General features: G+C 60.1%; 10 protein-coding genes and 2 pseudogenes. 9 read left to right on the top strand and 3 right to left on the bottom strand.

The window, feature by feature from the left end; all coding sequences use genetic code 11:
• Positions 1–1,225: helicase HerA-like domain-containing protein (locus tag ACXRVY_RS07645; RefSeq protein ID WP_458237199.1), on the bottom strand; the 1,225-nt coding region annotated here is incomplete at its 3' end.
• 188 nt (positions 1,226–1,413) lie between these two features.
• On the opposite strand from ACXRVY_RS07645, the pseudogene ACXRVY_RS07640 reads away from it, so the two are divergent.
• The 4 genes and pseudogenes from ACXRVY_RS07640 to ACXRVY_RS07625 all read left to right on the top strand — a co-directional run.
• Positions 1,414–2,445, top strand: a pseudogene (locus ACXRVY_RS07640) (HAMP domain-containing protein); the annotation flags it as partial.
• A gap of 93 nt (positions 2,446–2,538) precedes the next feature.
• The gene (locus tag ACXRVY_RS07635) at positions 2,539–3,303 is read left to right on the top strand and encodes a methyl-accepting chemotaxis protein (RefSeq protein ID WP_457266095.1); all 765 of its coding nucleotides are present in this window, start codon (positions 2,539–2,541) and stop codon (positions 3,301–3,303) included.
• A 224-nt stretch (positions 3,304–3,527) separates the two neighbouring features.
• Positions 3,528–4,640: a glycosyltransferase family 4 protein gene (locus ACXRVY_RS07630; protein ID WP_411740724.1), complete on the top strand. Its 1,113-nt coding sequence runs from the start codon at positions 3,528–3,530 to the stop codon at positions 4,638–4,640.
• 4 nt (positions 4,641–4,644) lie between these two features.
• Positions 4,645–5,406, top strand: a pseudogene (locus ACXRVY_RS07625) (DUF2334 domain-containing protein); the annotation flags it as partial.
• Positions 5,407–5,689: 283 nt separating this feature from the next.
• On the opposite strand, the gene purU reads toward ACXRVY_RS07625, so the two are convergent.
• Positions 5,690–6,538, bottom strand: a complete 849-nt coding sequence (purU, locus tag ACXRVY_RS07620; RefSeq protein WP_458237198.1) for a formyltetrahydrofolate deformylase — start codon at positions 6,536–6,538, stop codon at positions 5,690–5,692.
• Positions 6,539–6,874: 336 nt separating this feature from the next.
• Between purU and mvaT the strand changes: the two genes are divergently transcribed.
• Entirely contained in the window at positions 6,875–7,252 is a 378-nt protein-coding gene (gene mvaT, locus ACXRVY_RS07615) for a histone-like nucleoid-structuring protein MvaT (protein WP_007933316.1), read from the top strand.
• A gap of 99 nt (positions 7,253–7,351) precedes the next feature.
• Here the strand turns inward: mvaT and sbcB are convergent, their stop codons facing one another.
• On the bottom strand, positions 7,352–8,782 hold the full coding sequence (sbcB, locus tag ACXRVY_RS07610; RefSeq protein WP_223463877.1) for an exodeoxyribonuclease I: 1,431 nt from the start codon (positions 8,780–8,782) through the stop codon (positions 7,352–7,354).
• Between the two features lie 187 nt (positions 8,783–8,969).
• On the opposite strand from sbcB, the gene ACXRVY_RS07605 reads away from it, so the two are divergent.
• From ACXRVY_RS07605 to ACXRVY_RS07590, 4 genes are all read left to right on the top strand, one after another.
• On the top strand, positions 8,970–9,695 hold the full coding sequence (locus tag ACXRVY_RS07605; protein ID WP_223463878.1) for an RDD family protein: 726 nt from the start codon (positions 8,970–8,972) through the stop codon (positions 9,693–9,695).
• Complete coding sequence (locus ACXRVY_RS07600; RefSeq protein ID WP_457266093.1) at positions 9,692–10,669, top strand: stage II sporulation protein M; 978 nt, start codon at positions 9,692–9,694, stop codon at positions 10,667–10,669. The genes ACXRVY_RS07605 and ACXRVY_RS07600 overlap by 4 nt, the downstream gene beginning before the upstream one ends.
• Positions 10,656–12,200, top strand: coding sequence for a DUF4129 domain-containing protein (locus ACXRVY_RS07595; RefSeq protein WP_223463880.1), 1,545 nt, complete (start codon positions 10,656–10,658; stop codon positions 12,198–12,200). Before ACXRVY_RS07600 ends, ACXRVY_RS07595 begins: the two co-directional genes overlap by 14 nt.
• On the top strand, positions 12,197–12,572 hold a 376-nt coding region (locus tag ACXRVY_RS07590), incomplete at its 3' end, for a DUF4350 domain-containing protein (RefSeq protein ID WP_458237197.1). The genes ACXRVY_RS07595 and ACXRVY_RS07590, both read left to right, overlap by 4 nt.

Below are 12,572 nucleotides of genomic sequence, written 5' to 3'. Positions count from 1 at the left end.
GCAATGGCGAACCGGCTATCAGCGCCGTGCGTTCGGCATCGGTCAACGGCCCGATCCGCGATTGCGGCGGCGCGACCAGCACCCGCTGGACCATTTCCGGCGTGCCTTTTTCCTGCAAGGTGCCGACCAGCGCCTCGCCGATCCCGAGCTCGGTCAACACCGACAACGTATCGAACGCCGGATTCGGCCGGAAACCTTCGGCCACCGCGCGCAGGGACTTCTGCTCCTTGGCGGTGAACGCACGCAGACCGTGCTGGATGCGCAAGCCCAACTGCGCCAGCACATCATCCGGCAGGTCACCCGGCGATTGGGTGACGAAATACACGCCCACGCCTTTCGAACGAATCAGCCTCACGACTTGCTCCAGACGATCACGCAACGCCTGGGGCGTACCATTGAACAACAAGTGGGCCTCGTCGAAGAACAGCGCCAGCAACGGTTTGTCGGCATCGCCACGCTCCGGCAGTTGCTCGAACAGCTCGGCCAGCAGCCACAGCAGGAACGTTGCATAGACCTTCGGCGCTTCATGCACCAGACGGCTGGCATCCAGCAAATGAATGCGCCCACGCCCGTCCGCAGTGGGCTGGAGGATGTCTTCGAGTTGCAGCGCCGGCTCACCAAACAAAGCTTCGGCGCCCTGTTGCTCCAGGGTCGCCAGACGCCGCAGCAATGCCTGACTGGAGCCGGTGGTCATCAATGCCGCATCGTCGCCCAGCAACTGAGGGTTGTCGCGCAGGTGATTGAGTAACGCCTTCAGGTCCTTGAGGTCGAGCAACAACAGCCCCTCGCGGTCCGCTACCTTGAACGCGGCGTACAGCGCCGACTGCTGACTGTCGGTCAGTTCCAGCAGGCTGCCCAGCAACAACGGCCCCATTTCACTCAAGGTTGTGCGCAAAGGATGACCGGACTGACCGTGTACGTCCCACAACGTCACCGGATAAGCCTGAGGCTTATGGTTGAGCCAGGGCATCCCGGCAATTCGCTCGGCGATCTTGCCCTGGGGGTTGCCGGCGGCACCGAGGCCACACAGGTCACCCTTGATGTCAGCGGCGAACACCGCCACGCCAGCATCGCTGAAGGCTTCGGCCAATCGTTGCAAAGTGACGGTCTTGCCGGTGCCGGTCGCGCCTGCGATCAAACCGTGGCGGTTCGCCAGACGCATGGCCTGGGCAATCGGCTGCCCGTTGAGATCGGCGCCGATAACGAGTTGCAATGAGTCAGGCATTTGGTCACCCATGATTAATCTTTGGTCCTACACGGCCGATAGAGATAACGACAAAGCAGTCAGACACGATCTGGTCGGAAATTTCCCTAAGGAGAGTCGGAAAATTCACTTGCTTTCAACCTTGCCCGTCGTGCGTCCCTTTATAAAAGCACGCACTGGACATTAAGACCTTAGCGGAACCCCAAGCCATGAACAAAAATCTGCGTTTCAGCCATAAAATCCTGCTTGCCGCCGCCCTCATTGTTATTGCCGCCTTCGCCTCATTCACGCTGTACAACGACTATCTGCAGCGCAACGCCATCCGCGAAAACCTCAATAACTATCTGCAGGAAATGGGCGCAGTGACCGCCAACAATATCCAGACCTGGTTGAACGGGCGCAGCCTGCTGATTGAAAACCTGTCACAAACTGTCGCGCTCAACCCCGATGCCGACAACGTTTCCAGGCTGCTWGTACAAAAAGCCGTGACCTCGACCTTCATGGGCGCCTACCTCGGCAGCAAGGATGGCTCTTTCATCATTCGCCCGGACAGCAAGATGCCCGATGGCTATGACCCGCGAGCACGCCCTTGGTACAAGAGCGCGCAAGGCAGCAGCGGTTCGGCATTAACCGAGCCTTATATGGATCTGGCCTCCGGCCAACTGGTGATTTCGATTGTCGACAGCGTTATCAAGGACGGCCAGAACATCGGCGTGGTCGGTGGCGACCTGAGTTTGCAGGTGATCGCCGACAGCCTTGGCACGCTGGATTTCAATGGCATCGGTTATGCCTTCCTGGTCAGCTCCGACGGCAAAATCCTGGTACATCCCGACAAAGCGCTGGCGATGAAGATGCTCAAGGATGTCTACCCGCAAGACACACCGGCCATCAGCAGCACAATGAGCGAAATCCAGGTCGACGGCAAAACCCGCATCGTGACCTTCACCCCGATCAAAGGCTTGTCATCGGTCAACTGGTACATCGGCGTTTCGGTCGACAAGGAAAAAGCCTACTCGATGCTCAGCGAATTCCGCACCTCGGCTGTCGTTGCGACCATCATTGCCGTGGCCAYCATCATCGCCCTGCTGGGCATGCTGATTCGCATCCTGATCCAGCCGTTGCACGTCATGACCCGTGCCATGGCCGACATCGCCGACGGCGAAGGCGACCTGACCAAACGCCTGACCATCCAGAACAACGACGAATTCGGCACCCTCGGCACCGCGTTCAACCGTTTCGTCGAGCGCATTCACGGCTCGATCCGCGAAGTGTCCTCAGCCACCGGGCAAGTCAATGAAGTGGCGTTGCGCGTGGTTGCGGCTTCCAACTCGTCGATGTTCAACTCCGACCAGCAAGCCTCGCGCACCAGCAGCGTCGCAGCCGCCATCAACCAGCTCGGCGCCGCCGCCCAGGAAATTGCCCGCAACGCAGCTCAGGCGTCGAGCCAGGCCAGCGATGCCCGCAGCCTGGCCGAAGATGGTCAACAAGTGGTGGACCGCAGTATCGTGGCGATGAATCAACTGTCGAGCATGCTCAGCACATCGAGCTCCAACATCGAATCGCTGAACAGCAAAACGGTGAACATCGGGCAGATTCTCGAAGTGATCACCAGCATTTCCCAGCAAACCAACTTGCTGGCGCTCAACGCCGCGATTGAAGCCGCCCGTGCCGGTGAAGCCGGTCGTGGTTTTGCTGTGGTGGCGGACGAAGTGCGCAACCTGGCACATCGCACCCAGGAATCGGCACAACAGGTGCAAACCATGATCGAGGAGCTGCAGGTCGGCGCCCGGGAATCGGTCAGCACCATGAGCGACAGTCAACGCCACAGCCAGGACAGCGTGGAAATCGCCAACCTCGCGGGCGAACGCCTGAACAGCGTGACGCTGCGTATTGGTGAAATCGACGGCATGAACCAGTCGGTGGCTACCGCGACCGAGGAACAGACCGCCGTGGTGGAGTCGATCAACGTCGACATCACCGAGATCAACACGCTGAATCAGGAAGGCGTGGAAAACCTGCAATCGACATTGCGCGCGTGCTCGGACCTTGAGCAGCAGGCGGCGCGGTTGAAGCAGCTGGTAGGCAGTTTCCGTATCTAGCGTCTGAATTGGCCCCATCGCGAGCAAGCTCGCTCCCACAGGGATCTTTGTCGCACTGGAGATTTACTGTGGGAGCAAGCCTGCTCCGGGCGGCGTTCCGACGATAGCGGCCTGCCAAACACTACAAAACCCCGCCGCCCCCCCCACCCGCACAAACCCCAACCGAACATCTATCCTTCATATAGGTCAACCAAGGGAGTACCGGGACTGGAGGATTGTTCATCGTGCATATCGCTGACATCACCATGTTCTACGCCCCTGCCAGCGGTGGCGTACGCACTTATCTGGATGCGAAGCACCGTCGTTTGGGCATCAAACCGGGCATTCGCCACAGTCTGTTGATTCCCGGATCTTCTTTTAGCGAACAGGATGGTATTTACACCGTTCCGGCCCCTGCCCTGCCCTTCGGCAAGGGCTATCGTTTCCCTCTGCGCCTCGCGCCCTGGCGCAATGTCTTGCAGGATTTGCAGCCCGACCTGATTGAAGTCGGCGATCCTTATCTCACGGCCTGGGCGGCGCTGGATGCGCGGCGCCAACTCGATGTGCCGGTCATCGGCTTTTATCACTCGGACCTGCCCCTGCTGGTCAGCAACCGCATGGGCCATTGGGTGACCAACAACGTCGAAGCCTATGTCAGCAAGCTCTACGGCAACTTTGACCGCGTACTGGCGCCCAGCCGGGTCATGGCCGACAAGCTCACCGGGCTTGGAGTCAAGAATGTGTTTGTGCAACCGCTCGGCGTCGACCTGCAAACCTTCAATCCCGATGCCAGAGACCCCGGGCTGCGAGCCGAGCTGGGCCTGGACGAAAACACCCGTCTGCTGATCTTCGCCGGGCGTGGTTCCAAGGAAAAAAACCTGCCGGTGCTGCTCGACTGCATGAAACGCCTGGGCCGACGCTATCACCTGCTGCTGGTTGGCTCGTCGATGCCCACGGCCGTGCCGTCCAACGTGACGGTGATCGACGAGTTCTGCCCGGCGCCGCAGGTGGCCCGCCTGATGGCCAGCGCCGATGCACTGTTACACGCAGGCGATCAGGAAACCTTCGGTCTGGTGTTACTCGAAGCCATGGCCAGCGGTATTCCGGTGGTGGCCGTGGCGGCCGGGGCTTTCGAGGAAATCGTCACCGAGGACTGCGGCCGGCTCTGCGCGCCGAACAATCCCGCCGCGATGGCCACCGCCGTTCGAGAATTGTTCGGGTCGGGCAACACAACGCTGGGCAAACAGGCGCGGTTGCATGTCGAACGGCATTACGCCTGGGACACCGTGGTCAACAGCTTGTTGCGCCACTACCACGCAGTGCTCGGCAGCCAATGGCCGCTGACAGCCAACGGTTGAGTCCATGAACAGTCCCGCTTTACTGCTGGTACTGCACGACGTGGCACCGCCAACCTGGGCCGATTACCAGCCGTTCGTCAAAGCCGTCGACACTTTGGATGGCGTGCCGATCACCTGGCTGGTGGTGCCGGACTTCCACAAACACAACAACCTGGACGCCCATCCGCAATTTTGCCGCCAGCTCAGTACCAGGCTCGCCCGGGGCGACGAACTGGCGCTGCATGGCTACTTCCACTGCGACGACGGGCCGATGGCCAGCAATCCCCGAGACTGGTTCATGCGTCGGGTCTACACCCACGAAGGCGAGTTTTACCGTTTGTCGCAGGACGCCGCCCTCGCCCGCCTGCGTTCGGGCATCGAAATGTTCCACCGCCATGACTGGCCGCTGGAGGGGTTCGTCGCCCCTGCCTGGTTGATGAGCCAAGGCACTCGCCAGGCATTGCGCCAATTGCCGTTGAGTTACACCAGCGACTCGCAGCACTTGTACCGGCTGCCGGATTTCACCGCGTTCGAGGCGCCGGGGCTGGTCTGGAGTGCGCGCGGTGCCTGGCGCCGGATCGTATCGAAGCTCGTCAGCGACCGCCGTGAACAACGCTGGCAGCAGGCCCCGGTGATTCGCCTGGGCCTGCACCCGGTGGACATGCGTCATGAGTTTTCGCGCCGATACTGGCTACAAACCCTCGAGCGCCTGCTCGACAACGGACGTGTTCCGATGACCAAGGCCCAGTGGCTGGCGCTGCAAACCGACCGTGTGGGTCGTGTCGCTGCCGATGAAGTTGATGAAACTCAGGCAGGCTTGGGTTTGTCCTCGGGCTCTTGTTGCAACTGCTCCCACAACTGCGCGGCATCAGGAAACTCCGTACCCGTTTCAGGCCCCATGTCATCCGGGTCGTAGCGGCTCAGGCAACCCTCGCCCAACGTGGCGGGAGCCTTGGATGTGGCTTTGTCCAGTGGATCGGCCATGGTCATGTCCTCGGTACAGAAACGGCGAAGGGCCTGAAGCGATTGAACGCCCAGACCCTTCGAATTTCAACTGTACCGCAGGTCTATCAGAAGACGACGGTTTTGTTGCCGTGCACCAGCACCCGGTCTTCCAGGTGATAACGCAGGCCACGGGCCAGCACMATCTTCTCGACATCGCGGCCGAAACGCACCATGTCTTCGATGCTGTCGCTGTGGCTGACGCGCACCACGTCCTGCTCGATGATCGGGCCGGCATCCAGCTCTTCGGTCACATAGTGGCAGGTCGCGCCGATCAGCTTCACGCCACGCAGGGAAGCCTGGTGATAGGGTTTGGCACCGACGAACGACGGCAGGAAGCTGTGGTGAATGTTGATGACCTTGTGCRCGTATTCGCTGCACAACTGCGGCGGCAGGATTTGCATGTAACGGGCAAGCACCACCACTTCGGCGTCGTGCTGTTTGACCAGGCGCGAAACCTCGGCGAAGGCCGGCTGCTTGTCCTGCGGATTGACCGGGACGTGGTAGTACGGAATGCCGTGCCACTCCACCATGYTGCGCAAGTCATCATGGTTGGAAATCACACAGGAAATTTCGCAGTCCAGTTCATCGCTGTGCCAGCGGTGCAGCAAGTCGGCCAGGCAGTGCGACTCGCGGCTGGCCATCAGGACCACGCGTTTCTTTTGTTCGGTATCGGTGATGYGCCAGTCCATCGAGAACTCTTCGGCGATCGGGGCAAAGGCTTCGCGAAACGCTTCGATACCAAATGGCAGGGAGTCGGCACGGATCTCGTGACGCATGAAGAACCAGCCACTGAGATTGTCCGAGTGATGGCTCGCTTCAGTGATCCAGCCATTGTGTGATGCCAGAAAGTTACTGACTTTGGCAACGATGCCAACACGGTCCGGGCAAGAAATCACCAGACGAAAAGTGCGCATGAGGGGGGAACTCCAGAACTTCGCAAAGGCCGCCATTCTAGCGATTGCGCAGCAAAACTGCAGTATTGTTGACGTTTCGCCCTGCCGGAAGGTCGGTGCGGCAGGACGGACAGCGCCAGTGCCGGTTCGCCCGGATGCTCTAGTGGTGCCGGCCAAATGTTAATTTATGTATATCCGGCAGACCTGGACCACACTAATAAATGCATTACCGACGCGCGCCAAAACCACAGCAAGTAAATTAAATAAAGTTGGCTTAAATGTTTACTTGATGAAACACCGTGACTATTATTGCCGCACTGTCACCTGCCATCCAGCGCACAACATAAGGTAGTCCACATGTCCTTGATCAACGARTATCGCGCCACCGAAGAAGCTATCAAAGAGCTGCAAGCCCGTTTGAAGAACCTGTCCCAAGACGACAAACTGCAAACCGAGCTGGAATTCGAAGGCAAACTGCGCACCCTGATGGGCGAGTACTCCAAGTCCCTGCGTGACATCATCGCGCTGTTGGATCCAGAATCCAAAACCAAGGCACCACGCGGCGGCGCAGTGAAAACTACCGGCACCAAGCGTGCTCGCAAAGTTAAACAATACAAAAACCCGCACAACGGTGAAGTCATCGAAACCAAAGGTGGCAACCACAAGACTCTGAAAGAGTGGAAAGCCAAGTGGGGCGGTGACGTGGTGGAAGGCTGGGCTACCCTGCTGGGCTAAGCTTCAGAGCTTGTCGCAGACGGATCCGTGACAAAAAATAACGCCAGCAAATGCTGGCGTTTTTTATGCCCGGTGTTTTAAGCCCTGGCATGTTCGATTTCAAAGATGCAAACGCTGACGCAATCCCTGGACATAATCCTGCCACTCACTGAGCACCCCCTGCTGAAACGCAGTAGCACTAACGCTCAATTGGGCCGCGGCTTCTACAAAACTTTCAAGGGTATTTGGCGCCCCCCACTCGGGTTCTGACAAACGTTTCTGACAGAATATTCGCCAGCGTTCTTGCTCCTCGGAATTCAACGTGTCGGAAAAGTTACGAGCGCGATATCGAAACAGCAATTCAGGCAAACGTTCGTCATCGAAAGGCCACTGCTCTTGTGCCAATTGCACCGGGTCAACGGTTCTGACTTGCTCACACAATCGCCGATCCCGATCACCGATAAATCCATCATATAACTGTTGCTCCGGATCCTGGCTCTGGGAAAAATCTTCGCGAGCATAGATCGCCAGGATTTTATCCAGCCAAACTTTCCGGGCGTCATTGAGCTGCAACACCCGCTGCTGATACAGCGCCATATCCAGCCCCAAACGCTGCTGATCTTCCTGGCGAAGTACCGACAACGGCGCCACCACCGGGCACTTGTTGATATGAATCAGCTTCAACGGCACCGGCAACTCGCCTTCGGCCAGTTCGTCGCGACGGGTATACAAGCGCTGGCGCAAGCTTTCGGCATCCAGGTCGAGCAGGCCCTGGGGATCGAGGTGCAGGTCACAGACAATCAGGGCGTTCTTGTTGCGCGGGTGCCAGGCCAGCGGCAACACCACCCCCACATAGCTGCGCGCGGCCGAAAATCGCCCGGAAACATGCACCAGCGGTTGCAACAGGCGTATCTGGTCCATGACTTTCTGCTTGCTGCGCAGTTGAAACAGCCAGTCGTACAGCTTTGGCTGTTTTTCCCGTATCAGGCGCGCCAGGGCGATCGTCGCACGAACGTCCGACAGCGCTTCGTGGGCATTGCCATGATCGATGCCATTAGCGGCGGTCAGGCGTTCAAGTTTGAGCGTGACCCGCCCCTCGTCATCGGTCGGCCAGACCATGCCATCGGGGCGCAAGGCATAAGCGGCGCGCACCACATCGATCAGGTCCCAGCGGCTGTTGCCGCCCTGCCACTCCCGCGCATAAGGGTCGAAAAAGTTTCGGTACAGGCTGTAGCGGGTCATCTCGTCGTCGAAACGCAAGGTGTTATACCCCGCGCCACAGGTACCGGGAGCGGCCAGTTGCGCATGCACCCGGGTCATGAAATCGGCTTCGCTCAAGCCTTGCGCCCGCAGTTGCCCGGGGGTGATTCCGGTGATCGCGCAGGCGGCCGGATGCGGCAGGATGTCGTCACTGGGCTGGCAGTAAAGATTGACCGGCGCGTCGATTTCATTGAGATCGAAGTCGGTGCGCAGGCCGGCCATTTGCAACGGACGGTCGCAACGGGGATTGATGCCAGTGGTTTCGTAGTCGTACCAGAAGATGGAGGTCACGGGCGATTCCTGAACTGAAGATCGGCAAAGTCTAGGCGTTCACCTCACACCCCGGCCAGTAGTCTTGTCATTCAAGCACCTTGCCCGGCTCACCATGCAATACATAGTTATGTCGTTTCCCCCCGTATAGGCTGCTAGCATCGGATGGACAAAGAATCCCGATCCAGGCCACATCATCAGGTTGCCCATGCTCGAGACCACAGCACTGCCAAGGAATGCGCCGCTGTCACCGCCACTGGATACGCGGTATCACGTCGAAACGCCGGAGGGCGTCGATCTGCCGCTGCGCCCGGCCGGTTTGATGGTCCGTGCGCTGGCATTTTCCATCGATCTTGGTTTGCGCGGCCTGGTCCTGGGCGTGCTGTTCATTGCACTGGCGATGCTCGGCAAACTGGGTGCCGGACTCGGCTCGATCCTGCTATTCGTAGTGAGTTGGTGGTACATGGTGCTGTTCGAGGTGCTTAACCACGGCCGCTCGCCAGGCAAGCAATGGATGGGACTGCGGGTGGTGCACGACGATGGCACCCCGGTCGGCTGGTCCGCTTCGCTGCTGCGCAACCTGCTGCGCGTTGTTGACCTGTTGCCCTTCGGTTACTTCCTCGGGGCCGTCAGTTGCCTGCAACATCCCCACTTCAAGCGCCTCGGCGATATCGCCGCCGGGACCCTGGTGATCTACCGCGAACAATTGCACACCCGCCCCGAACTCCCCGAAGCCCAACCCCGCCGCCCAGCCTTTGCCCTGACACTCACCGAGCAACAGGCGATTCTCGGGTTTGCCGAGCGCCAGGGCGAACTCTCCCAGGCGCGGGTCAATGAACTGGCCGCGATCCTTGCCCAACCATTGCAAGTCCAGCCTGCACAGGCGATGACCGAGCTCAATGGTATCGCCCGCGGCTTGCTGGGGCCGACATGAAGCAAAGCCTGTTTGAAAGCCGGCACAAGGCCGAATGGGACCGTTTCTCCCACCTGCTCGAGCAGTTGGAACGCGACGGCAAAGTCACCGACGCCGGCAGTTTCCCAAAGGATTACCGACGCCTCTGCCAACACTTGGCACTCGCACGAGAGCGCGGCTACAGCAGTTTTCTGATCGATGCCTTGCAGCAACAAGTGCTGCGCGGGCATCAACAGCTTTACCGACACCGCAGCCGTCTGGGGGCCAACATGCTGGCATTCATCCTGGCCGATTTCCCGCGGCTGGTGCGTGAACAGTGGCGCTTCGTCCTCGCCGCCAGCCTGCTGTTTTTTGGCAGCCTGGCCGGTTTTGCGCTGCTGGTGTACCTGTACCCGGACCTGGTCTACAACCTGATCCCCGCCGAGCAGGTCAGTGAAATGCAAAGCATGTACGACCCCGTTGCCGGTCACCTCGGGCGCACGGCGGAACGGGCCGCCAGTGAGGACTGGGCGATGTTCGGCTACTACATCATGCACAACATCGGCATCGCCTTTCAGACCTTCGCCAGTGGTTTGCTGTTCGGCCTGGGCAGCGTGTTTTTCCTGATGTTCAACGGTCTGATGATTGGTGCGGTGGCCGGGCACCTGACGTACGTCGGCTACGGGCAAACCTTTTGGTCATTCGTGATCGGCCATGGCGCTTTCGAACTCAGCGCCATCGCCCTGGCCGGTGCCGCTGGTCTGAAGCTGGGCTGGGCGTTGGTCGCCCCGGGGCGCTTGCCACGGACTGAGGCCTTGCGATTGGCAGCGCGCAAGAGTGTGCTGCTGGTCTGCGGGGTCATGCTGTTTCTGTTGATCGCAGCGTTTATCGAAGCCTATTGGTCGTCAATGACCGCCCCTTCACACCAGACCAAGTACCTGGTTGGCGCGGCGCTCTGGTTGCTGGTGGTGATTTATCTCGTGTTCGCCGGACGTCGCCGCCATGCGCCTGAGTGACGCCACGGTGGTGATTCGCCCGCGCTCGACCTGGGAAGCCATGGACCTCGGCGTGCTCCTGAGCCAGCGCCACCGACGCCTGTTGATGACCAGTTGGGCCATGGTCACCTTGCCCATTTTCGCGCTGCTCAGTTGGGGATTCCGGGATTCGCCCTCGCTCGCCGTGTTCATTTTCTGGTGGCTGAAGCCGGCGTTCGAACGCCTGCCCTTGTACATCCTGTCCCAGGCCATGTTCGGTGAAACGCCCACGCTCAAGCAGGCCTTGCACCAATGGCCGCGCCTGCTCAAGCCACAATTACTGGCCAGCCTGACCTGGCGACGCCTGAGTTTGTCCCGCAGTTTCGTAATGCCGGTGGTGCAACTCGAAGGCCTCGACGGACAACAACGCCAGCAGCGTCTACAGGTGCTGTTGCAGAGAGACGCCGGCGCGGCACGATGGCTGACGATCATCGGCGCGCACCTGGAAGGCGCGTTGTGGATCGGCTTGATGGTGCTGTTCTATCTACTCCTGCCACAGCAGGTCGCGCTCGACTGGAGCTGGCAGTCGCTGATCTCGGCGGCCACCCGGGACTGGCGTTGGCTGGAACACCTGACCAACGCCTTTTATGCACTGGTGCTGGTGGTCTGGGAGCCGATCTATGTCGCCTGCGGCTTCAGCCTTTACCTGAACCGGCGCATCGTACTGGAGGCCTGGGATATCGAACTGGTGTTCCGCCGAATGCGCCAGCGCCTCACCAGTGCAGGCGCTGTCCTGTTGATCGCCGTGACTCTGCTGATGCCGACCACACACAGCGCGTGGGCCGCCGAACCGGGCATTTCACCCGACAGCCCGCGCCTGCTGGACCAGCCCCTGACCAGCCAGGCCTCCAGGGACAGCATCAAGTCGATCCTCGAGCAGCCGCCCTTCAAGAACCGGGAAACGGTGACGCGCTACCGCTTTGGCGAAGAGCAACCGAATGCTGAAGCCGCGGACGATGGCAAGACACCGCAATGGTTGAAGGCCCTGCTGAAACTGTTCGAGGGGCAACGTTTCGGGGCATTGGCGACCCTGATTGAAATCGTGCTGTGGGGCATCGTCATGGGTGCCGTCGGCCTGTTGATCTGGCGCTATCGCGACTGGTTGCAGGCGTTCGTCAGTCTCCGACCGATCCCCGTCAACAAAGCCACGGGACCTTTACCGCAGCAGGCGTTCGGCCTGGACCTCAAGCCCGAATCCCTGCCCGCCGACATCGCCGCCCACGCCGAAAGTCTTTGGCAGACTCATCCACGCGAAGCACTTGGTTTGCTTTATCGCGCCCTGCTCAGCCGTCTGTTGCACGACTTCAACATCGCGCTCAAGTCCGCCGACACTGAAGGCCAAGTGCTTCAGCGTATCGAGCAATTACAGCAACCGGCCTTGCTGGCCTACAGCAAAAGCCTGACCGGGCACTGGCAAAACATGGCCTACGGTCATCGCCTGCCGCCCGCTCAGGTGCAGCAGGAACTGTGTGACGGCTGGCGCGTTCTGTTCGGCTCGCAGGTTGTCCGTTGAATCGGCGCTGGGGGTCGATAGCCGGGGTGTTGATCGCCGTGTTGCTGGCAGCGCTGAGTGTTTATCTGTACCTCAAGGCAACCCCCTACCAGACCGACATCGACCACGGCCCCTCCCCCGAAGCCAGGGCCAACCCATATCTGGCGGCTGAGCTGTTCCTGCGCAAGCAAGGCCTGAACGTCGGCCACGCCAACGGCCTCGACATCCTGCCCGGCCTCGACCCGCATCAACACAGCCTGCTGTTGCTCGCAGAGCGCTACAACATGACCCCACGACAGATCGACCAGGTGCTGAACTGGACCCGGGCCGGCGGGCGGCTTCTGTTCGTCGCCGAGTCGCTGTGGGATGAAAAACTCGGCCATAGCAATGACC

This window comes from Pseudomonas sp. P5_A2_2 (assembly GCF_054177685.1).
Note: the sequence above shows the minus strand (reverse complement) of the source record. Positions and strands in the feature narration are given on the sequence as shown.